The organism is Haloarcula sp. DT43 (assembly GCF_037078405.1).
Taxonomy (GTDB): domain Archaea; phylum Halobacteriota; class Halobacteria; order Halobacteriales; family Haloarculaceae; genus Haloarcula; species Haloarcula brevis.
Map to the genome: position 1 here is coordinate 50,742 of NZ_JAYMGZ010000002.1, position 21,774 is coordinate 72,515.

General features: G+C 65.6%; 23 protein-coding genes, 1 tRNA gene and 1 other RNA gene. 16 read left to right on the forward strand and 9 right to left on the reverse strand.

Annotated features, from left to right (window positions below; all coding sequences use genetic code 11):
- Window positions 1-152: 152 nt before the first annotated feature.
- Window positions 153-1,466, reverse strand: coding sequence for a tyrosine-type recombinase/integrase (locus VI123_RS07470; protein WP_336337430.1), 1,314 nt, complete (start codon window positions 1,464-1,466; stop codon window positions 153-155).
- A 226-nt stretch (window positions 1,467-1,692) separates the two neighbouring features.
- On the opposite strand from VI123_RS07470, the gene VI123_RS07475 reads away from it, so the two are divergent.
- On the forward strand, window positions 1,693-2,808 hold the full coding sequence (locus tag VI123_RS07475) for a DUF5305 domain-containing protein (protein ID WP_336337431.1): 1,116 nt from the start codon (window positions 1,693-1,695) through the stop codon (window positions 2,806-2,808).
- 35 nt (window positions 2,809-2,843) lie between these two features.
- On the opposite strand, the gene tafF is transcribed toward VI123_RS07475, so the two are convergent.
- Entirely contained in the window at window positions 2,844-3,986 is a 1,143-nt protein-coding gene (gene tafF / locus VI123_RS07480) for a TafF family fimbrial protein (protein ID WP_336337432.1), read from the reverse strand.
- 69 nt (window positions 3,987-4,055) lie between these two features.
- On the reverse strand, window positions 4,056-4,625 hold the full coding sequence (tafE, locus tag VI123_RS07485) for a TafE family fimbrial adapter protein (protein WP_336337433.1): 570 nt from the start codon (window positions 4,623-4,625) through the stop codon (window positions 4,056-4,058).
- A 121-nt stretch (window positions 4,626-4,746) separates the two neighbouring features.
- Here tafE and tafA point away from each other — a divergent pair, with 121 nt between their 5' ends.
- The 3 genes from tafA (at window position 4,747) to tafC (ending at window position 7,176) form a co-directional block, all read left to right on the forward strand.
- Window positions 4,747-5,370: a fimbrial protein TafA gene (tafA, locus tag VI123_RS07490; protein WP_336337434.1), complete on the forward strand. Its 624-nt coding sequence runs from the start codon at window positions 4,747-4,749 to the stop codon at window positions 5,368-5,370.
- Between the two features lie 148 nt (window positions 5,371-5,518).
- Window positions 5,519-6,079, forward strand: a complete 561-nt coding sequence (gene tafB / locus VI123_RS07495) for a protein TafB (protein ID WP_336337435.1) — start codon at window positions 5,519-5,521, stop codon at window positions 6,077-6,079.
- Window positions 6,076-7,176, forward strand: coding sequence for a TafC family fimbrial protein (tafC, locus tag VI123_RS07500; protein ID WP_336337436.1), 1,101 nt, complete (start codon window positions 6,076-6,078; stop codon window positions 7,174-7,176). The genes tafB and tafC overlap by 4 nt, the downstream gene beginning before the upstream one ends.
- A 6-nt stretch (window positions 7,177-7,182) precedes the next feature.
- On the opposite strand, the gene VI123_RS07505 is transcribed toward tafC, so the two are convergent.
- Both VI123_RS07505 and VI123_RS07510 read right to left on the reverse strand, forming a co-directional pair.
- The gene (locus tag VI123_RS07505) at window positions 7,183-8,328 is read right to left on the reverse strand and encodes a signal peptidase I (protein ID WP_336337437.1); all 1,146 of its coding nucleotides are present in this window, start codon (window positions 8,326-8,328) and stop codon (window positions 7,183-7,185) included.
- A gap of 93 nt (window positions 8,329-8,421) precedes the next feature.
- Window positions 8,422-8,835, reverse strand: coding sequence for a hypothetical protein (locus tag VI123_RS07510; protein WP_336337438.1), 414 nt, complete (start codon window positions 8,833-8,835; stop codon window positions 8,422-8,424).
- A gap of 78 nt (window positions 8,836-8,913) precedes the next feature.
- Between VI123_RS07510 and VI123_RS07515 the strand changes: the two genes are divergently transcribed.
- The 3 genes from VI123_RS07515 (at window position 8,914) to VI123_RS07525 (ending at window position 10,443) form a co-directional block, all read left to right on the forward strand.
- Entirely contained in the window at window positions 8,914-9,222 is a 309-nt protein-coding gene (locus VI123_RS07515) for a hypothetical protein (RefSeq protein WP_336337439.1), read from the forward strand.
- Between the two features lie 90 nt (window positions 9,223-9,312).
- Window positions 9,313-9,486 carry a hypothetical protein gene (locus tag VI123_RS07520; protein ID WP_336337440.1) on the forward strand — a complete coding sequence of 58 codons (174 nt, stop codon included), beginning with the start codon at window positions 9,313-9,315 and terminating at the stop codon, window positions 9,484-9,486.
- Between the two features lie 90 nt (window positions 9,487-9,576).
- Complete coding sequence (locus tag VI123_RS07525) at window positions 9,577-10,443, forward strand: hypothetical protein (RefSeq protein WP_336337441.1); 867 nt, start codon at window positions 9,577-9,579, stop codon at window positions 10,441-10,443.
- Window positions 10,444-10,481: 38 nt separating this feature from the next.
- Here VI123_RS07525 and VI123_RS07530 read toward each other — a convergent pair whose 3' ends face one another.
- The 4 genes from VI123_RS07530 to VI123_RS07545 form a co-directional block, all read right to left on the reverse strand.
- Complete coding sequence (locus VI123_RS07530; RefSeq protein WP_336337442.1) at window positions 10,482-10,703, reverse strand: hypothetical protein; 222 nt, start codon at window positions 10,701-10,703, stop codon at window positions 10,482-10,484.
- A 209-nt stretch (window positions 10,704-10,912) separates the two neighbouring features.
- Window positions 10,913-10,986 (reverse strand) — tRNA-Lys (locus VI123_RS07535).
- A 34-nt stretch (window positions 10,987-11,020) separates the two neighbouring features.
- Entirely contained in the window at window positions 11,021-11,698 is a 678-nt protein-coding gene (locus tag VI123_RS07540; protein ID WP_336337443.1) for a DUF7119 family protein, read from the reverse strand.
- Window positions 11,699-11,825: 127 nt separating this feature from the next.
- On the reverse strand, window positions 11,826-11,972 hold the full coding sequence (locus tag VI123_RS07545) for a hypothetical protein (protein ID WP_336337444.1): 147 nt from the start codon (window positions 11,970-11,972) through the stop codon (window positions 11,826-11,828).
- Window positions 11,973-12,244: 272 nt separating this feature from the next.
- Here VI123_RS07545 and VI123_RS07550 point away from each other — a divergent pair, with 272 nt between their 5' ends.
- From VI123_RS07550 to cbiG, 9 genes are all read left to right on the forward strand, one after another.
- A complete protein-coding gene (locus tag VI123_RS07550) occupies window positions 12,245-12,586 on the forward strand; it encodes a hypothetical protein (RefSeq protein ID WP_336337445.1) in 342 nt (113 codons plus the stop codon).
- A gap of 92 nt (window positions 12,587-12,678) precedes the next feature.
- Window positions 12,679-14,442: a nitrite/sulfite reductase gene (locus VI123_RS07555; RefSeq protein WP_336337446.1), complete on the forward strand. Its 1,764-nt coding sequence runs from the start codon at window positions 12,679-12,681 to the stop codon at window positions 14,440-14,442.
- Between the two features lie 325 nt (window positions 14,443-14,767).
- An RNA gene (gene rnpB / locus VI123_RS07560) (RNase P RNA component) lies at window positions 14,768-15,218 on the forward strand.
- A gap of 61 nt (window positions 15,219-15,279) precedes the next feature.
- A complete protein-coding gene (locus tag VI123_RS07565; RefSeq protein ID WP_336337447.1) occupies window positions 15,280-15,891 on the forward strand; it encodes a rubrerythrin family protein in 612 nt (203 codons plus the stop codon).
- A 44-nt stretch (window positions 15,892-15,935) separates the two neighbouring features.
- Window positions 15,936-17,996: an excinuclease ABC subunit UvrB gene (gene uvrB, locus VI123_RS07570; RefSeq protein WP_336337448.1), complete on the forward strand. Its 2,061-nt coding sequence runs from the start codon at window positions 15,936-15,938 to the stop codon at window positions 17,994-17,996.
- A gap of 171 nt (window positions 17,997-18,167) precedes the next feature.
- Entirely contained in the window at window positions 18,168-18,782 is a 615-nt protein-coding gene (cbiT, locus tag VI123_RS07575; protein ID WP_336337449.1) for a precorrin-6Y C5,15-methyltransferase (decarboxylating) subunit CbiT, read from the forward strand.
- Window positions 18,779-19,576, forward strand: a complete 798-nt coding sequence (locus VI123_RS07580) for a cobalt-factor II C(20)-methyltransferase (protein ID WP_336337450.1) — start codon at window positions 18,779-18,781, stop codon at window positions 19,574-19,576. Before cbiT ends, VI123_RS07580 begins: the two co-directional genes overlap by 4 nt.
- Complete coding sequence (locus tag VI123_RS07585) at window positions 19,569-20,453, forward strand: cobalt-precorrin-4/precorrin-4 C(11)-methyltransferase (protein WP_336337451.1); 885 nt, start codon at window positions 19,569-19,571, stop codon at window positions 20,451-20,453. The genes VI123_RS07580 and VI123_RS07585 overlap by 8 nt, the downstream gene beginning before the upstream one ends.
- 345 nt (window positions 20,454-20,798) lie before the next feature.
- Window positions 20,799-21,770 (forward strand): cobalt-precorrin 5A hydrolase, encoded by a 972-nt coding sequence (cbiG, locus tag VI123_RS07590; RefSeq protein ID WP_336337452.1) that lies wholly within the window; start codon window positions 20,799-20,801, stop codon window positions 21,768-21,770.
- Window positions 21,771-21,774 lie beyond the last annotated feature (4 nt).

The window sequence follows — 21,774 nt, forward strand, 5'->3', positions numbered from 1 at the left end:
GATGTCTACATCCCATTGACTGCTGGACTCATCATCTGTATTCAGCACGCCATATCTATCAAACTCTGAGGACTTCAACAGAGCTGTTTTCTGAAACCAGAGACGGTACACACTATACTCACCTGCTCTGAAGCGCAGGGCAGCATTTGCGATCACTCGGTAGCTTCGACGAACTTCCGAGCAGTATCGATGACCTTTGCGTCGCCGCCCAAGCTCTCGATGAGGGGTTCGATCTCCTCAACTGCGTCCAAGAGCTCCGGGTTCTCTTTCGCAAGCCGGAGTAACTCTCGCCGTTTCTGGGATTCCTCCTTTTCGAGTTTGTCGACAGCATCGGGCTCCATGGCCTGGTGACACCAGACGCAGAACGGCTCGTCGCGCGGGGTCTGTTTATCACACCGAGGGCACGTGAGCGGTGTCCTGTCTTCTGTTTTCTCGGTTTGGACGTCCAGTCCTTGAAGTTCCGCGTACTGGTTGTTCTCGTTCTCGGGGCCAAACGCTGCGATGTACCGTCTCGCGTGATCAGAGGTCGCTGTTCGTCCTTGGCGCTCGTTGATGAACGACTCATTCGCTCCTTGTTTGGCGAGCCAGTACGTGTTCGACTTCCGGAAGTTCGTTGGCGTGACGGGCTTGTCGATGTCAGCCCGCCGCCCCGCTTTTTTGAACCGCTTGAGGAACGTCTGGTAGCTCGCGTTGTCGTACGCGTCGTCGAGGTTGCACCAGAGGTACGCCTCGTCATCGTCGGGCGCAGGGTGCTCCCTGAGCCATTGTTGTAGGTAGGGAACGCTGTTAATTAGTGTGACCGAGTGTTCCCCTTGTTTCCCGTCGAGGCTAATCTGAATCCCGTGGTCGGCATCGGTTACCTGCCCAATCAGGATGTTGTGGCTCTCTTCTCCACGTGGTCCGAGTTCGTGGGAGACGGCGATCAGCGCCTTGTCCCGTGGATTAGTCGTTCCTTCGACGGCCATCCGTTTGGCCTCTTCCCAGTCCAGCATGTCCGACCGGCTGGGTGAGGGGTCGTAGGAGTTGCTCGTCCCCGTTGGAACCCAGGCCAGCGAGTCCGGCACCTCGTCGTCAGCCATCTTGAGGACTCGCTTCCCGAACACCCGAAGCGCAACCCGGTAGTCCTGATTCGTCTCCTCGCTGAACTCCGGAGTATCACGTTCCTGGTTGATCCACACGACGACATCCTCGGCGGCCTCTCGGCTTTCGAGTGCATCTGCGAGTCCGCCAACCTGTTCCGCCATGATGACGCAGTGGCGGAGGAGTTTGAGATGCCTGTAGTCCGTGTACTTCGAATTGAGTAGATTGAGCTGCCGACTAAACTCTAGGAGCGCCTCTGCATCGTCCTCGGAGATAGACGGTACATCGTCGTCATCTTGATCATCGTCATCTGGCTCCTCGTCAGACAGACTTGAACGTTTCTTGACCCTTTGTTTGAGGTTCTCGATTTGGTCTTTCGTTCCCATCCTCATTTATTACTTTGAAGTGCAGGGCTTTAACGTTCAGTGTTAAAGCCGGCCCTTGGCTTTTTGCGTCGCTTCAACGATCGGTACTACCCATTCTGACGTGAGCGGGGCGGGGGCACCGCAACCAACGTGTTCATCGAGCAGTAGCCGAACACGCAATCGGTCATACAGACCGCTGCGAACCTGGTATCAAATCTTATCTGTCGGCACCGGTATTACGGTTACAATGGGGCTGTTGGGGCGGGAGACACGACGGACAGTCGCTGACAACTACAGACTGCTACTGATTTGCCTGGTCGCGGTCGCCGCCGTCGGCGGCTATCTCACGTACACGAGCCACGTTGCCCCCGGCACAGAGACGACCACGCGACAGGTGTCGTCGTGGCAATCGTCCGGGTCGTTCACGCACAATGCCACAGTACGCAACGGGACCGCCGCGTTCCGGGAGGGCGAAGTGCTCGACGAACGGTCCGTGTACTTGCGTCAGGTCGCTCCTGTGCTGGATGGCGCGTTCACGTACACGTACAGTGCCAGCGACGAAGGCGACCTCACCGCTGTTGCCGACGTGGCCGTCCAGTATCGCTCGGTGGAGGCGACTCAGAACGGTGATATCGTATACTGGGCGGTCGAGCAGTCACTGACTCGGAACGGTGTGCAGTCGCTGGCCGCGGGCGAGCGTCTGACAGCGCCGTTCTCGGTGAACGTCAGCCGTGCTGCTGAAACTGTCCGACGTATCGACTCGGAACACGGTCGGACGGCCGGCCGACTCGAAGTGGCGGTCGTTTCGCGGGTCGAACTCTCGGGGACGCGCAACGGGCAACGGGTCGACACGACCCGCACGTACCGGCTCCCGATTACGCCGAGCCAGAGCAGCTACCGCGTCGGAAACTCCGGCCCAGTGACCCACAGCGACGACCGAACCGTCGAAACGCGGGTAGAACGGACTTACGGACCGCTCTGGACCTCCGGCGGCCCAGTGCTCTCGTTCGGTGGCCTCGTCGGTGCTGTCGCTCTCGTCTACGGACGCGTGACCGGCCGGTTTGGACTCACCGAGACGGAGCGCCGATGGCTCGCGTACGAGTCCGCTCGTGCGGAGTTCGACGAGTGGATAACCGTCGGCCGGGCCGACCCGGTCGACGACGACGTCTGGGCGACGACTGTCGACTCCCTCGTCGGACTCGTCGATATTGCAATCGACACCGACGAACGCATCATCGAGACCGAGAACGGCTCGGAACTCATCGTCTACACCGGGGACCGACTGTACCGGTATCGTCCGCCGCCGGAACCCGGTGCTGGTGACTCCGCGGAAGTCCACAGCGACGCCGAGACGCCGAGCTGACCGGGTTATCGCTCGTCGACTCTGCGGTCAGCGGCTTACACCTCGCCTTCACCATCGAGTTTCGGGACCAGTTGGTGCCCGGTTACCGTACCGACCAGGGTGGAGGCCCCGAGTCCCGTAGCCAACTGTGCGACCGGGCCGGCCCCGGTGCTCGACACCGCGGCCACGACGAACACTGTGAGCGCGATACCGGCGAGGCCGACTGCCGCCTCGCGGACGGCGACGCTGCGAACCCGACGACTTCGAGCGTTCGGATGCGTCCGGAGAACCGGCAGAACGTCGTGGTACCGCGTCTGCACGAGGTAGTTCGTCGCGACGGCGAGCAGGCCGACGACGAGCGCCCACGGCCCCCAGCCGATGCCGAACGGCGGCTGGAAGCCGAGTGGGTTCGCGCTCTGCTCGGCCGACTGCTGGTTCTCGGGCGTCGTCACCACGGGTTCGGCCCCGCCGCCGGCCGCTGGTTCGGTGCCGGTAGCCGGCTCCGTCGGCTCGGCGGCCGCCGTCCCGACTGCGGTACCGCCTCCGCCAGGGGGCGCTTCGGTCACGTTCCCGGGACCGACTGCGGCCCCACCCGACGGGTCGTCGCTTTCGGGGGTAGTCGTCGGTGTTGGCGTCGGCGTCGCGGAATCGCCCCGATTTCGCGTGTCGCTCCCGGGCGGTATCCCGCTGCCTCCGCCGGTCGACCCACCGTCCTCGCTCGCTTCGGTCGACTGTTGCTCGGGAACGGGCACGGTGAGCGATATCGTTCCAGTGAAGTTGCGCTCCGCCGGCGTCACCGACAGCCCGAAGCGGACCGACTCGCCGGGCTGCAACGAGACGGCGTCGCCAGCGACCTGCGCACCAGTGTCCATCCGGTACATGCGAAGCGTCTCCGGCTCGCTGTCTAGTTCGATGGCAACGGCGCTATCGTTCCCGTCGTAGCCCGCGAAGCCGACGACGAACAGGTTGTCGACGCGGGTCTGTCCGTTCGGAAGCACCGGCGACAGACGGATGTGTAGCCGCCCCCGCTCGTCGTAGTCGACGTACTGGTCGCCGTTTGCCGTGTCGGCCGGAGCCAGGTAGACACCGGAGTCCCGGTCGGGAGCCACTTCGTCGCCGTCGGTGAACGCCCCCGTCGCCATAGCGGTCCCCGCGAGGAGGACGGCCGCTGCGACGACGGCGACGAGGGTACGGTTCATAATCTGTCGGTGGACTGCGTTGGTCTTCGTGTCTGTCTCCCTCTGTCGGTCGACGACTGGCCCAGGGGTCTACTCCTGTACCGCCTCGACGACGAAGGTCACGTCGGTGATACTGCTGAGGGTGCTCCCGTCGACGCCGTCGTCCCGGAGGTCGACGACGATGTCTATCTCTACGGCGTCGCTGTAACCGTCGTCTGAGCTACCGCCGTCGGGGTCGAGCGTGATAGCCTGCGCTGCCCCGACGATGGACACGCCGGCGGCCCCTTCCCGGAAATCTAGCACCTCGCTGTTCGTCGGGTCGTCCCCGATGCCGGTGGTGCTGTCGTCGACGTAGAGAGCGACCTTCGAGGCACTGTTGTTGTCGACTTCGAGGGCGTTCTCGAAGGTCGTCTCCGCTCGCTCGTTGAGGTCGGTCTCCTCGAACTCGATGATGTCGACGGACTCGTTCGAATCCGTTCCGACGATACCTGTGGCACCGCTTCCGGCGTCAAACCCGACCTGTGCCGAGCCCGCGTCGCCGGTGACGTTGAGGTCGACGTTCCGGTCCGCCTCGATAGAGGTGAACGCACCGGAACCAAACACCGCACCCGTCCCCACGCTAGCCGCACCGATACCGAGGAGAAACCCACGCCGATTCATTACTACCCGATTCACGACGTAGTCTCTTAGTACTGAACAGCGTTAGCGGCTTCAATGACTGCTTTAGACGGTCTAATGCAACAAAATAGTAAGTGGTAACCTTTCGATAAGCAGGTCGAACATGAAACTGAACCGCAGAAGCGTACTCGGTCTCATCGGGACGGTCGGCATCGGTTCCGGGGCGGCGTTTGGCTCCGGTGCGTTCAGCACCGTCAGTGCAACGCGCGAAGTCGAAGTCAACGTCGTCGGCGCCGAGGGGAACGGCGCCGAGATAGCGACCCAGTTCACCGACGTGCTCGTCGACACGTCCGCCGACGAGGTTGCAGTTCGGGACGGAGACTCCCTCGTCACCGATACCTCGGGGTTGTTCCCGTCGAGTTCCGACTCTCTCACGCCGGACAGCGGCTCGGCTGTCGGGACCGAGTACGTGAGCCTCATCGCGAACGACGTGTCTATCGTCTTCGGCTACGAGGACGACGATGCCGACGAACGACTGATGCCCAACAGCACGTACGGATACGACGAGGGATTCTTCAAACTGGTCAACAACGACGACGGCAACGCGACAGCGTTCAACGTCGACCTGAGTACCGGGAGCGGCCTTCTCTCCGACATCGGCGGGAGCACTGACTCCTATAGCGAGGACGTCGCCGCCGGCACGGTTTCTGACCTCTCCGCGACCCTCGAAACCGGTGACAGCGCACAGGAAACCGAAGACCTCACCATCACCATCACCGAGGCGTAACCGGTGACTGCTGCCGTCCCACTGTACTCTACCGTCGACGGACGGCCGTCGGTGACTGCGACTATCTGAGGTCGGAACTACACTTACATACCATTTAACTCTGTATACAAGCAAAAAATCTATCAAGTAGCACAGAATACGGATAAATATGGGACAGGTGGGGGTTAGCCGAACAGAGGAGCAACCGCTATCGCGTGACGACGTGTACGACATACTCAGCAACCAACGGCGTCGGTACGCTCTCCACGCGATAAAACAGGAGGACGAGTGCGCCGAACTCGCCGACCTCGCCGAGCAGGTCGCTGCGTGGGAAAACGGCAAGTGCGTGCAGGAAATCACGTCCACGGAGCGCCACCGCGTGTACACGTCGATGCAGCAGACGCATCTCCCGACGCTCGAACGCGCGGGGGTCATCACGCACGACAACGGCACGATTACGCTGACGGACACCGCCGACAGCCTTGACGTGTATCTCGACGTCGTTCCCGGGGACTCGATTCCGTGGGCCGAGTACTACCTCGGGCTCGCCGCCGTCTCCCTGGCGCTGGTCGTCGCCGTCTGGGTCGGCGTCTTCCCGCCGTCGGTTCCGTCGCTCGTGTGGCCGACGGTGATTACGCTGCTGTTTCTCGTCTCTGCGGCGTACCACGTCATGGAGACCCGACGGCTCCGGCTCGGTGCGGACGACAGGCCACCGGAGTTGTCGGAATGAGCCGGAAGTGGACCCGACGTAGCGCGCTCGCGTTCGTCGCCAGCGGTGCGGGGCTGCTCGCCGCCGAAACCGCCGGCGTCACCACCATCGACGCGAAACGGTCCAGCACCCTCGACACCGCCGACGACGCTGGCGACGCGTTGCTCGGCATCAGTGCCGACCCCGTCGTCGGGGTCGACGGCCAGCGGGTGACGCTGGCGACGCTCACGAACAACTTCGACGAGTCGCTCACGAGGGTTCGCGTCGACCCCCCGTTCGATGCACCGCTTGAGAACCTCCAGGCACCGAACCGGCTCCGACCCGGGGAGAGCGGCGCTATCGAGGCGACGCTCGCCTGTGACTCGCCGGTAGACACGACTGTCGACCTCGCTATCACCGCAACCGGACCCAGCCACCGCATCGAAGTGCGACAGCCGGTCGACGTTGAGTGCCGTGACCCTCGAGTGTCGTGGTGGCACTTCGAGGACGCGGGCGACATCTTCGTCCCGGACTCGTGGCCGGCCGCGAACAATGGCTATCACACCTTCACGAAACGGAAATCTCGTCCGGACCGGGGCGACGTGTTCGAGTTCCGCCGTGACGATGTCGTATGGGTCCCCCACGACCCGACACTCGACCTCACCGGGGCGTTTTCGCTTTCCGTCTGGGTAGCGCCGAAAAAACAGAAAGGGCTCACACGACTGTTCAGCAAGTGGAACTCCCGCGGTGACGACAGCTACCAGTTCGGCTTCGGCGGCGGCTGGAACGGCTCTGACGACAGGGAACTCCTCGTCGAAACCACGAACGAGTATAGACTCACCGGCGTCACAGTCTCGAAGAACCGGTGGTCACACGTCGTCTGGACACACGGACCGCAAGAGGATGCGGTGTACGTGGATGGTGCCAGAGAGGGGCAGACGTTTTCGCTCCCAGACGCGGCGGCCTCGACGCAACCGCTCCGAATCGGTGGGGGCGTCGATTCCAGAGGGGATCTCTCGTACGGGTTCGTCGGCGGTCTGGACGAACCCAAAGTCTACGACGCCGCTTTGACCGCCGAACAGGTCGCGACCCTCTACGAATCGAGCAGGGGCGGTAGCGGCGGCGACATCACCGGCTGACCCGTCTCACTCGCGCCCGAGCAGCCGGCGCACCCGCCGTCTCAGCGGAACCGCCCGCTCACGACTCCGGCGGCGCGTCTCGCCGAACCCGAAGGTCGCCCCGACTGCCGCTGCAAGGCTGCCGAGAACCAGGAAATTGAACGCTCCGATAGCCACCAGTGGGTGAATCCGGTGCAGTCCGCCGATGACGCCCGGCGGTGCCAGCAGGAAGTATCGGTGTTCCTCGACGGACACGACGGTCTGCTCGCCGGGCGGCGGGGCGGTCACCGACAGCGTCGCCGTCGCTGACTCGCCGCGCTGGACGACGAGGTGGTTGCGGTCCATCGCCGCGTCCGGGTGCGGGGATTCGAGGACGACGAGCATCGTCACCAGGCCGCCGTTCTCGGCGGTGAACGCGCTTTCGACGGGCTCGCCTGGCTGGACGTCTTCGTTCGTGCTGTCGATGGTGACGCTGTGCGTGCCGCTCGGCGCGAGCATCGCGGCGTTGGCCGGCACGAGAATCAGCACCGCCAGTGTGAGGATGACCGTCCGGCCGTCGACGGCGTCCCCGTCGCGGGAACGCGTTCGCTCCCTGGTCCGCTCCCCGCCGTCCCGGACGCTGTCGACGAAGACGAGCAGGAACAGCCCGAGCCCGATTGAGATGAACAGACCGCTCAGCCCCTGGCCGCTCGTCAGGTCGCTGTCGCCCGCCCCGTCGAGCAGTGCCACCCCGCTCCCGGCCGCCGTCCGGGCGGAGCTGATGGCGGCCCCGAGGCCGGGGAGCCGGACGACCTGTCCGTCGACCTGGAGTGCCGTCGCCACGACGCGGTCGTCCGTGACGACCGGCTCGCCGCCGCTCTGGTCCCTGAAGGGGTTGTTGTCCCCCTTCGTGATGTAGCCCGCCTCGGTCTCCGCGACGACCCGGTGCGTGGTCAGCCCGCCGCCCTGCAACTCGATCGCTTCGAACACGATGACGTCCCCCGGCTCGATGTCACCGGCCAGCGGCGCGGGCACGGCGACGAACGCATCGCCCGTGTTCAGCGTCGGCGACATGCTCCCCGAGGTTACGTACCCCAGTAGCACCGGCTGCCCGAGGAGCTGTCCGATAACGAGGGCGAGAACGACGAGTACGGCAAGCAGGGTGAGTGCGTCCTCGACGGACTGCCGCAGCATACTCGCAGTAACCCGCCGTCGGTTTTCAACCCACCGACCGGCGGACAGCGGTTCGCGTTGCTGTGTCGGCGTCTCCTCCGGTCGCCGGCCCGCTCACTCCGGTTCGACGGGAATCGTGTGGACCCGCCGCAGTGGTGCGATGTGTGCCTTCGCCGCCTCGTTCAGCGGGAAGGTCCCGTGAACGTCGGCCGGGGCCCGACCGTGGACGAGGCGCCCGAACGGCCCGGCGGCGGTGGGGTACACCTGCTCGGCCAGCCGGGCGACGGGAGCCGCGACGTCGAGCCCCTCCAGCGCTTCCTTCACCGCCGCTTCGCCGACGTGGACCGACTCCCCCTCTATCAGGATGAACGCGAACGGGGGCTCCTCGAACTGCGCCCGGAGGAACGCCTGAATCGACTCGGACTCCCAGGGGACGGGCGTGATGTCCGTCCCACAGCGGGTCACCGTCTCGGCAGCGCGCCGGAACAGGTCGGTACTGCCGTCGTAGACGAGAAGCGACTGAGTCACACCCACAGTAGGGGGTTCGGCCGTTTGAACGTTGTGTAGTACACAACGGCTTATCCGCCCGCGGCCCGACGGTTCGGTATGGACACGCGGGACGAACCCACGGCCGCCCTCCGTCGGCGGCTCGAAGCCTCGCTAGAGCGCACGCTCGCCGAGAGTGCCCCCTGGGAGATACCCACCGACGACCCGCTCGTGGTTCGACTGCCCGACCGCGAACTCGCGGTCGAACGCGCCGACGGTCCCGACGGGCACCGGTGGACGGTCGCGTTACGCGCTGACGGGGCCGTCGTGAGCAAGTTCGGACCGTTCGAGACTGTCGACGCTGTCGTCGAGCGGGTCGAATCGCTCCTCGACTCCGAGGTTCGGTACACTGTTTGCTGTGACGGCTGACGCCACGCGGCAGGCCGGTCCGGTGGTCCTCGTGTCACACTGCCTGCCGTGAGTAATCTCTATACGAGACCCACACCAACGAACGCCCGTATGAGCCTGCGCAAGCACCTGCTCAACGGGGTCGTCTCACTGGCAATCAGCGTCGCTATCACGGTCTGGCTGGCCGACGACGAGGACGGGCCCTGGAGCCTGACGGACATGGCTCTGGCCGTCGCTATCTCGTCGTTCCTCTCCGGCTTCTGCACCAGTTACTTCGCCGACTGAGTCTGGGTGCCGTGCCAGCGCCCCGACAGCGCGCTCTCCGATGCGCTCGAAAAGTAATCATTAAACGGCGCGGCGACTGACCGTCCTGATATGCAACGACGAGCCGCGGCGGCGTACTTCGCGTTCTTCCTCGTTATCAGTGTTGCTGCGTACGCCTACATCGGCGTCGCGGAGAGTCAGCGGCCGGCGGTGTCGCTCGACGCTGACGCCGAACTGACCAACGAGAGTACGTTCACTGTCGACGGAACGGAATACACGGCCACGAACATCCACATGTCTGGCGGCGGCGGTGGCGGCCATGGCGGCGGCGGTGGCAGTATGGCGGCCGACCTCTCGTGGACGAACGAGTCGTCACGGTATACGGCGACGTTGGAACACAACGCCACGACGACCTACCAGAACGAGACCTACCGCGTGTACACCGACGGCAACGAGAGCACGGTGACGCTCGAAGAGCAGTTCAACGTCAGCGCGCTCCTCGCCGCGGACTCCTCGGTCCAGAACACGCTGGCGACCCAGAACGGGACCCAGTACGTCGTCTACCGGTCGAACAACACGCAGGCACCGCTGAGCGAGTGGCTGCCCGAACCGGAGACGGTGACGTTCACGACCGGCGACACCTACCCGCACGCGACCGACAGCGGCACCCAGGAGACCACCATCTCCGCGGTGACCGACAGCGGCGCGACGCTTGAGTGGTTCGCACCGCGTGAGAACACAATCGAGCTTTCCGAGGGCGGGAACGTCACGCTGAGCGAGCAGCAGTTCTTCACGCACTTCCCCGACCACAGCACCGTCGAAATCGTCCCGATTCAGCAGTACAGCCAGTACCAGGCGACGCTCGACCAGCAGGACTACTTCCACGAGCGCAAGAACGGCATCTGGGGCGTCTCGATACTCTCCGGCATCGCGGCCGTGCTGATGCTTGGAATGGCGTACCTGCCCGTCCGCGGATAACGACTCTCTCGTTTTCGGCTCCGTTCTCGGCGACCGGCTTACGCGTCGGCTCCCCAGCTGATGTAGGCCAGTCCGACGCCGAGTACGCCCATCAGGACCGCCGCGGCCAGTTGTACAACCACCGCTCCCATCGACGCGTACGTCTGCCACGGCGTGCTGGCGACCGCGGAGAGCGTGGCGACGACGAGCAGTACGCCGACGGTCACGCCCAGCGGGCGCAGCGGCTCCGCGAGTACGCGCTGTATTGTATCTCCGTTCATACTGGGGGCATCCGCCGTCTCGGTGGTAAATGAACCGGTCTCGTGCTCGCGACGCTCGACGGTCGGGGTGTCGTGCCAATCCGTCGTCGTTCCCGAGGCCGGGAGTTGAACCACGGAAAGACGGTCCCTCCCTCGGCGCTGCGACCGTCCTCATTCACCGCCATCCCACTCCTGTTCGACACCGCTCCCTATCGCTCGCGGAGTTCGAACGGGCCGGGAGGGAGTTGAACCCCCGACCATCTGGTTAAAAGCCAGACGCTCTGCCTAACTGAGCTACCGGCCCTCGCTATTCGCTCGGGGGAGTGGCGATTAAGACCTTACGGTCCGTCGTCGAAGTACGACTCGACGGCCTCGCTGATGACCTCTCCGGGGGACGCCCCGTCGAGTGCGGCCTGCCGGCGGAGGCGGCAGTAGGCGTCGCGGTCGAGTTGCGTCCGCAGTTCGCCCAGCGCGTAGCCGTTCCTGGCCAGCGCCGCGTCCACCGACGCGCCGTCGTTGACGCTGCTCGCTACCGACCGTATCTGCCGGACGGTGAGGTCGTGGTCGAGGGCGGCCCACGCGAGCAGGAGGCGGGACTCGCCGGAGACTCTGGCGATGTGTTTGGCCGCAGTCGGTGCAATCTCCCCCTTGGCGACGTGAATCCGGACGGACCGGGGGAGGTCGTGGACGCGGGACCACTTGCGGATAAACGAGACCGAGGCTTCGCCGCCGGCCCGTTCGGCGGCGGCCTTGTAGGACCCCTCCCCGCGAACCAGGGCCGCACACGCGGCCGCGCCGCGCAGGATGAACACGTTGTCGTCGGCACCGGCGGTGTTCTCGGAGAATTGCTCGACTGTTCTGGCGGCGAGTTCGAGGCTCTCGGGGTCGTCGGGGTCGAACTCGATGGCCTCCTCGGGTCGCTGTCCGGTAAGCGCCGGGTCCCCGCGGATGACCGGTTTACCGACCGGCGACTCGCGGTCGGTCGATGGAACGTAGTTGTCGGGCCCCTCAGGCATCGAGACGTGCTTGGGGAGCGCCGCACAAAAGTATCCCGTACGGGGTGCCACACAGGCTATTGTAAGCCGTTCGAGGATGTCGCCGACCCGGCGTCGGCGCAGTCGGAACGCAGTTACAACAGGCTGTCTAGTCGTCGGATGCGCTCTCGCGCTCTTCGCTCATGTGCTCCCAGATTTCTGTGCAACCGCAGCCATCCTCGACGTCGTCGAGGTGGTCTGTGGTCGGCTCTTCGCGTTCGGCGTCGTCGTCGTGGGTCTGTTGTGCGTTCGTCATCGTTTCTGTCACAGCGGCGACCGGCGTGGCCGCCACGTGGTGTCGTACTCCTTCGTAACGGTCCCATTATCTTAAACACGGACTCTCCTGTAAGCTTGGCCCGCACTGCGACTTACAGGCAACATATGTGTGTATCTGGTACGGCACCCAACAAATAGTGGGTCATGATACCTCGACGCATCCACCGCATGACTGCGGTGGCTTCGGCCCGGCCCCGGTGATACTTGCGACCGCCGATGCCCTCAGGTGCCTCGGGAATCTAATGAGATGTAATGACGACCGACGTTCACCAGCTCGACGACGGGGCCTGGATTTCCGTCAACGACTCGCGGGAAGTGAACGTCTCGGACCTGTGGTTGTTGGCGCGAAGCGACTTCTGTGGGTGTGAGACGACGGATTTCCTCGCCGAGGGGTTCGTGAAAGTGGGTGTCGATTATCCGGATATTCAGGCGCGCATCGCCGGACAGTGTATCGCCTGTGGCGAGAGCGGCGTCACCGACTGGCTGACGGTCGGCCGCGTCGTAGACCCCGACTCCGGCGAGTTCCACGGCGTCGTCCACGAGAGCGTCCATTTCCCGGAGAAGCGAACCCGGCTCGCCCGTCTCGAAGAATAGGCAATACTGTCTTGTTTCGGGGAGTGGGGGAGACGGTTGACGGCAAAGTGTGTTGTATAAGTCTGTGAGGCTTGTGGGAGAACACATTAGCTATGCCCAGTAAAGTCGAGAAATGGAAAGACGAGGTTTACGGCAACGAGATACGGGAGCATCTGATGGAGTTCGCGGAGGAAGGCTGGGACGCCATCCCGGAGGACGAACACGACGCCTGGTTCGAGCGCTTCAAGTGGTGGGGCCTGTACCACCAGCGCTCCGGGCAGGAGTCGTATTTCATGATGCGTATCGGGACACCCAACGGCGTCATCAAGCCGGGCCAGCTCGAAGTCATCGGCGAAATCGCAAAGGAGTACGCGACCGGCCCCGCCGACAACCCCGAGTTCGGCGACGCCTACTGTGACTGGACGACCCGCCAGTCCATCCAGCTCCACTGGATAAAACTGGAGGACATCCCGGAAATCTTCGAGAAACTCGAAGCCGTCGGCCTCGGCACCCAGCAGGCCTGCGGTGACTCCTGGCGCAACATCGTCGGCTGCCCGGTCGCCGGCAAGGACAAGCACGAGCACGTCGACGCCTGGCCCGTCGCCGAGGACCTCCACGAGACGTTCAAGGGCAACGACGACTATTCCAACCTCCCGCGCAAGTGGAAGGTCGCCATCGCCGGCTGTGACGAGGGCTGTGGCCAGGGCGACATCAACGACCTCGCCTTCGAGCCCGCCGAAAAGGACGGCGAACTCGGCTTCAACGTCCGCATCGGCGGCGGCCTCTCCCGCAAGGAGCCCCGTCTCGCCCGCGAACTCGATGTATGGGTGCCGCCGGAGCAGGCCGCAGACGTGGCCCACGGTATGTCCGCGCTCTTCCGCGACCACGGCGACCGCGAGGACCGCTTCAACGCCCGCATCAAGTTCCTCATGGACGAGTGGGGTCCGGAAAAGATGCGCTCGGTCCTGCAGGAGGAGTACGTCGACTTCGAACTCCCGACCGCGGGCGAGGACATGCGCGACCAGTACAGCTACAACACCGGGTCCCAGGACGGGCACAACGACCACGTCGGGATTCACGAGCAGAAGGACGGCAACTACTACGTCGGCCTGAACGTGCTGGTCGGCCGCATGGGTGCCGACGACGTGCTCGAACTCGCCGAACTCGCCGACGAGTACGGCTCCGGCGAGGTCCGCCTGACCCAGCGTCAGAACATCATCATCACCGACGTGCCCGAGGAGAACCTCGACGAGTTCACCAGCGAACCCCTGCTCGAGCACTACTCCCCGGACCCGTCGCCGTTCATGCGCGGCTCCATCGCCTGCACGGGCACGGAGTACTGCTCGCTCTCCATCGTCGAGACGAAGAACCGCCAGGTGCGCTACGCCCGCTGGCTCAAAGACAACGTCGAACTCCCCGAGGACCACAAGGACTTCCACATCCACCTCTCGGGCTGTACGGCCTCCTGCGCCCAGCCACAGATAGCCGACGTGTCCCTGCGCGGCATGAAGACGCGCAAGGACGGCGAACCGGTCGAGGCGCTCGACATCGGCCTCGGCGGCGGCCTCGGCGACGACCCGCGCTTCGCCGACTGGGTGGAGATGCGCGTCCCCGCCGACGAGGTGCCCGGCGCTATCAAGAACCTCGTCAACAACTTCAAGGACGCCCGCGAGGGCGGCGAGACCTTCCGTGACTTCGTCGCGGACCGCGACGAGGAGACGCTGGCCGAGATGGTCGAACCCGAGGAGACGGACTACGACGACCCGTACATGCACAACACGAAGATGACGTGGTACCCCTACGCCGAGGACGACGACATGCAGGCCTCGCCCGCGCCGACCGACGGCTCCGGCGAGCCCCTGCCGTCTGACGACTAGGACGGACTACTGGGCTCTCGCGCCTCGCTTCTCGCGGAACCGCGTGGCTGTCCACGTTTTGATTGCTCTCTGTCGTTCCTGTGGCCGGGAGCGCGCTCCGTCGCGCGACCCGGGGAAGGGCAGGCGTGCCTGAGGTGAGACACACCTTTCGTCGCCGTTGCTGTCGAGCAGACCGCGAGCGAAGCGAGCGGTTTCACGCGAATCGCACCGCGATTCGCGCTTTTTCCCCCACGTTTTTGCCGCGAGAGGTGAGCGCAATGCGCTCACCCGAGCGGGAAAAAGGTGGTTGGTAAGCCTTATTCGCGCCACTGGCGTACCTGTGGGTGGCAGCGGGAGGCCGGCTCCCGTGGCGCAAGCCATGAGGAAAGTCCCCCCACCTGTCGGACAGGTGACCGGGCGCAAGCCCGGGGCGGGAGACCGTCGGCTCTGGAACAGCAACGACACGTCGTCGCCGGACCGATGAGGTGTGCGAATCCCGAGCGAGGCTGGTCGTGCCCCACCAGACGGTGCGGCACGCGGCCAAAGCGAGGGAGAGTTAACCCACCGAGGGCAGCCGCGACCCGGTGACTCCGGGGCGCGCAGTTGTGGACCACAGCCGTGCTCCACACGTGGGCCATCTTCGATGCCCCACGCTTCCGGCGACGGACCGATGGAACGGCGAAACCTCACCGGTGCAAGGCCGCGTCGACAGGTAGTCCGACGCCGCGCGCGAGCGCTGGACGCGGCCGCTGAGCCGAATGCCGGCCCGAACAGAAGGGGGCTTACTCCCCGCAGCCACTGTGTGTCGCCAGCGACGGGTTCGATGGTTACAAGCCCGCGCCGGCCGCAGGCCCGGGTATGACCGCAGCCGATCTCATCGACGCCGTTCGTGACGACCAGCAGACGGAACTCTCCCGACTGGGTTCCTCGAAGACGCTGTACGCCGACACCCGCGGCGAGATGGAACCGGACGTAGTGCTGGCGGCGGCGGCCGCCCGCGAGGGGGCGGCCCACGCGACCTTCGATGCCTGGAGCGAGGACGTCGACGACGACGCGGCGGCACTGTTTGCCGACGCGGCGGCCGAGACGGCACAGCGCCGCGATAGCATCGACGCCGACCCGGTCGACCGGACGCCGGCGATGCACGACGTGCTCGACGACCTCGACGGGACCGTCGAGCGCCTGGGCGGGTTCGTCGGCTGGACGCTCGTCGACAAGAAGGTCAAAGAGCAGTACACCGGCTTCTTCACCGGGCAGGCGGACCCACAGACCGCGAGTACGTTCCGCAGTGCCGGGAGCGACGTGGAAGCGCTCCGGGATTCGGCCGCCGACCTGCTCGATGCCGTCTGTGACGGCGACGCCGACTGGGACGCGGCGGAGGCGGCCGCCGTCGACGTCGTCGCGACGGCCTACGACGAGTACTTCGAGACGCTCGAGGACCTCGGCGTGAACCCGAAGCCGGTCTGCTAACCGGAACCACGCGGCTCAAGTCCGTTCGGCCCTAGCAGCCGACAATGAGCGACACCGGCGGCCCCCTCTCTATCGACCGTCCCGACGCCGACCGCGAGTTCCGCGTCGACGCCCCGTTCGAACCGGCGGGCGACCAGCCCGAGGCCATCGAAGGGCTCGCGTCCGGCTTCCGCCAGGGGCTGGACCGACAGACGCTGCTCGGCGTGACCGGCTCCGGGAAGACCAACACCGTCTCCTGGGTCGTCGAGGAGATTCAGAAACCCACGCTGGTCATCGCCCACAACAAGACCCTCGCGGCCCAACTGTACGAGGAGTTCCGCGAGCTGTTTCCGGACAATGCCGTCGAGTACTTCGTCTCCTACTACGACTACTACCAACCCGAGGCCTACGTTGAGCAGACGGACACGTTCATCGACAAGGACGCCTCTATCAACGACGAAATCGACCGCCTGCGCCACTCGGCGACGCGCTCGCTGCTGACCCGCGACGACGTCGTCGTCGTCGCCTCGGTGTCGGCCATCTACGGGCTCGGTGACCCGCGCAACTACATCGACATGTCCCTCTCGCTCGAAGTCGGGCAGGAAATCGAGCGCGACGACCTCCTCGGTCGCCTGGTCGACTTGAACTACGAGCGCAACGACGTGGACTTCACGCAGGGGACCTTCCGCGTGCGCGGTGACACGCTCGAAATCTATCCGATGTACGGCCGCTACGCCCTGCGGGTAGAGTTCTGGGGCGACGAGATAGACCGGATGCTGAAGGTCGACCCGCTCGAGGGCGAGGTCAAAAGCGAGGAGCCGGCGGCGCTGATTCACCCGGCGGAACACTACTCTATCCCCGAGCAACGGCTCCAGCGCGCTATCGACGAAATCGAGGAGCTCCTGGACCAGCGCATCCGCTACTTCGAGCGCCAGGGGAACCACGTCGCGGCCCAGCGCATCGAGGAACGAACGACGTTCGACATCGAGATGATGCAGGAGACGGGCTACTGCTCGGGTATCGAGAACTACTCGGTCCACCTCTCGGACCGCGAGACGGGCGAGGCCCCCTACACCCTGCTGGATTACTTCCCCGACGATTTCCTCACCGTCGTCGACGAGTCCCACCAGACGCTCCCCCAGATTCGCGGTCAGTTCGAGGGCGACAAGAGCCGCAAGGAGAGCCTGGTCGAGAACGGCTTCCGACTGCCGACGGCGTTCGACAACCGCCCGCTGACCTTCGAGGAGTTCGAGGAGAAGACGGACCAGACGCTGTACGTGAGCGCCACGCCCGGCGACTACGAGCGTGACCACAGCGACCAGGTCGTCGAGCAAATCGTCCGCCCGACCCACCTCGTCGACCCGGCCGTCGAAGTGGCGTCGGCGACGGGGCAGGTCGAGGACCTGCTCGAACGCATCGACGGGCGAATCGAGCGCGACGAGCGGGTGCTGGTGACCACACTCACGAAACGGATGGCGGAGGACCTCACCGAGTACCTGGAAGAGTCCGGCGTGGACGTGGCCTACATGCACGACGAGACCGACACGCTGGAACGACACGAACTCATCCGCTCGCTCCGCCTGGGCGAGATAGACGTGCTGGTCGGCATCAACCTCCTGCGTGAGGGACTTGACATCCCCGAGGTTTCGCTCGTCGCCATCCTCGACGCCGACCAGGAGGGCTTTCTCCGCTCGGAGACGACGCTCGTCCAGACGATGGGGCGCGCAGCTAGAAACGTCAACGGCGAGGTGGTGCTGTACGCCGACGAGCGGAGCAACGCCATGCAGTCGGCCATCGAGGAGACCCAGCGCCGCCGGCGCATCCAGCAGCAGTACAACGAGGAACACGGCTTCGAGCCGACGACCATCGAGAAGGCGGTTGGCGAGACGAACCTGCCGGGGAGCAAGACCGACACCGGCGGCATCTCGGCCGACGGGGCGAGCGACGCCGACGACGCCGCCCGGCAGGTCGAGCAACTGGAGGAGCGAATGCAGGAAGCCGCGGACAACCTGGAGTTCGAACTGGCCGCGGACATCCGCGACCGCATCCGCGAACTGCGCGAGGAGTTCGACCTCGACGGCGGCGGCGACGACGGCGGCGTCCCCGCGCCCGGTCCCGATTTCTGAGGCTGGCGTCCCCGATACGGGCCCCAGTTCTGTGGCTCTACACCCCGCTTACTCGGTCGAGCGGCTAGCACGGACTGCAACGATACTTGTGTTCGGTCTGCTCGGACACCATCTCCACTTTGGTTAATACAACCAAAATTGTTTTACGCGCTACCGCAGTTGTATAGCGTGATGTCCCGCGTCTCGCTCCCACACGACGCGAAGGCCGGTCCCACCAAGCCGGAGGTCCGGGCCGTCCTCGCCAGCAAACTCGCTCTCACCGGGGCCGACCACTTCGCGGAGGTCGGGTCCTGTACCGGAGCCGTCACCGTCGAGGCGGCGCGCCGGGCCGGGCGGGTCACTGCGCTCGAACGCAAAGCCAGTCGACTCGACGTGACTCGCAAGAACCTCGCCGCCAACGGCATCGACGCCGACGCTGATGTCGAACTCCGCGAGGCAGAGGCTCCGGAGGGGCTGCCCGACGACGCCGACGCCCTCTTTCTGGGCGGGTCGCGCAACTACGAGGCCGTCCTCGACCACGCCGTCGAGACCGGCGTCGACCGCATCGTGATGAACGTCTCGCGCCTGGAAGTCGCCGGTGCGGCGACCGAGGCCTTCCGTGAGCGCGACATCTTGGAGGAAGTCGTCCAGTTCCAGGTGAGCCACGGTTACGAACTCGCCGGCGCGACGAGCTTCGACTCGGAGAACCCCGTGTACATGCTCGTCGGCAGCGCCAGCGAGGACGTGGCCGCCGACGGCTGTGGCGGAACGCGCGACGCGGCGGCGGCAGACGGAGGGCGGCGATGACCCTCTACGGTATCGGCCTCGGGCCCGGACAGTCGGACCTCGTGACGGTGCGGGGCAAACGCGCACTCGAATCGGCCGACGTGGTGTACTCGCCGGGGCGGCTCTCGCGGTCGGTCGCGACCGAACACGTCCCCGAGGAGCGCATCGGCGACCTCGACTTCCCGATGACGCGCGACGAGGAGAAACTGCGGACGGCCTGGAAGGAGGCCGCCGCCGAAATCGCGCCGACCGCCCGCGACGGCGACGCCGCCTTCGTCACGCTGGGGGACCCGAACGTCTACTCGACGTTCGGCCACCTCCGGCGGACCCTCGCCGCCTTCCACCCCGAGGTCGACCTCGAAGTGGTGCCCGGCGTCAGCGCCATGTCGGCCTTCGCGACGGCGCTGGGCGTCGAAATCACCGCCGGCTCCAGCCTCGCCCTACGCGAGGCCGACCGCGGCGCGTCCCCGACCGGTCCCGACCGGATGATTCTGTTCAAGGTGACCGACGCGCCGGCCACCCACGAGGGGCTGGTCGAGGCCGGCTACGACGTGGTGTACGGCCGCCGGCTGTTCATGGAACAGGGCGAGACGGTCGTCACCGACGACCCGACCGACATCGACGAGCGAGACTACTACACGCTGGCCTACGCCGAGAAGCCCGAGACGCGCGTCGAGCAGGCGACCGACGCCTTCCTCGAAGCGGCCGACGAGAGCGGCGTCGTCACCGACGGCGGTGAGAACGGTTCCGGAGAACTCCTGCGACAGGAGCGCTCCGAAGCCGCCCTCTGTGGTGACGAGGTGCAGCATGACTGACCAGGCTGGCGAGACGGACCCGCAGGACGCCATCGACGCCGTCGCCGGCAACCGCGACGACCGCGTCTACGAGCACAGCGCCGGCGACGAACAGGACGGCATCCCCTTCGTCGGCGCGGGGCCGGGGCACCCTCGCCTGTTGACCGTCGCCGGCCGCGACCTGCTCGCCGACGCCGATCTCGTGGTCCACGCCGGCTCGCTCGTCAACAGCGAACTCCTGGAGGAGTACTGCGCCGACGCCGAGACGGTCTCCTCTATCGGCAAAGACCTCGAGGAGCTGATTCCGCTGATGCGCGACGCCTACGAGGCCGGCGACACCGTGGTCCGCCTCCACAGCGGCGACCCCGCGATTTATGGAGCCGCCCTGGAGCAGATGGACGCCCTGGAACACGAGGGCGTCCCGACCTACATCGTCCCCGGCGTCACCTCGGCGTTCGCCGCCAGCGCGACGATGCGCACGCAGTTGACGCTGAACGAGGTCGCCAACCACGTCGCCTTCACCCGCCCGCAGGGCAAGACGCTGGACGCCGAGGAGGACCACATCTCCGAGTTCGTCGGCATGGGCGACGTGACGACGTGTATCTATCTGGGGACTCACGCCGTCAGCGAGACGATGGACCGGCTGCTGGAAGAGGGCCACGACCCCGAAACGCCGGTGGCGGCCGTCTACCACGCGTCCTGGCCCGACGAGGACGTCATCGAGGGGACGATTGCGACCATCGGCGAGAAGCTGGAAGACGCCGGGTACCGCGCCTCCGCGATGGTCGTCGTCGGCGACGCCGTCGGCGGCGAGGACTACGAGCGCTCGTTCCTCTACGGCGACTGGGCGAACCGCGGGAGTGATTCGGGCGACAGTTCGCAGGAGGCCGACGACTAGGATGACTTGTCTATTTGATTGCGCTCACCTCGAAAGCCCCCGTTCGCTCCGGTCGAGGACCTCGCTGTGCGCGCTCGCGCCGCTCGCGTGCTTGCATCGGTCGTCTTCCCGGAGCGAACGGCCCCTTTCAGTCCCGCCCGAAGCACAGCCCACGCAACCCACACACCTCCCCAGCCGATTCGCTCGGTCGTTTCACGCCTTCACTCATCCCTCACACGGCTCCGGCGCGCCATCCGAGCGCGCCGGCGCGTGCCGACCGCGGTCGGGAATCGAATCACGGATGGGGAGCGCGCGGCTGACCGGCCGGCAGCCGTGCGCGGACGGACAACTGGCCGGAGCGAACCCATGAGCACAGACAGCGATAGCGATTCGAGTTCGAACAGTTGCAAAGCGCCCGACTCCGACGGCGAAGTAGCAGAGGATATCGCCATCGTCGCCTTCGAGCGGAAACTGGACACCGCCGAAGACATCGTCGACGGCATCGGCGACCGCTACGAGTCCATCGACATCCTCGAATACCACGGCGCGGTGTTCGACGAGCACTGGGGCGAGTACGACTGCTTCGTCGGCCTGATGGCAAGCGGCATCGCGATGCGCAAGACCGCGCACCTGCTCGACGACAAGTGGGACGACCCCGCCATCTGCGTCGTCGACGAGGCACTGACGTGGGCCATCCCCATCACCGGCGGCCACCACGGCGCGAACCAGGTCGCCGACGACCTGGCGTCGATGGGCGCGGTGCCGGCGATGACCACCGCCAGCGAGGCCGCGGACAAGCAGGGCGTCGAGAAGCAGGCGAAGGCGCTGGACGCCCACGTCGTCAACGGCGACTCGACGGTCGCCACCAACCTCGCCGTGCTGGACGACGAACTCGGTCCCGTCGAGCGCCTTGACGGCCCGAAGGCGGTCCTCGTCGGCGACGACGTGACGGTCCTCAAGCGCAACAGCGACGACGGCGTCGTGCTGGGCTGTGGCAGCGTCGCGGGCGCGGACGTGGAACAGTTCCACGAAGCGTGGGAGCGCGCCCTCGACGCGGCCGGCTGCGACCGCTCCGACGTGGAGTTCGTCGCCACCGGCACGCGGAAGGCCGACGAGGAGGGGATGCTCGAAGCCGCCGACGAGTGGGGACTGGGCGTGGTCGCCTTCGAGAAGGAGACGCTGGAGGATTTCGAGGGGCCGACGCCCTCGCGCTCGAAGGAACTCATCGGCTGGCCCGGCATCGCCGAGGCGTCGGCCATCGCCGCCGGCCGGGACCACGACCTGCTGGCCGAGAAGACCCGCTACGACGAGGCCGTCACCGTCGCTATCGGGAAGTAACCCG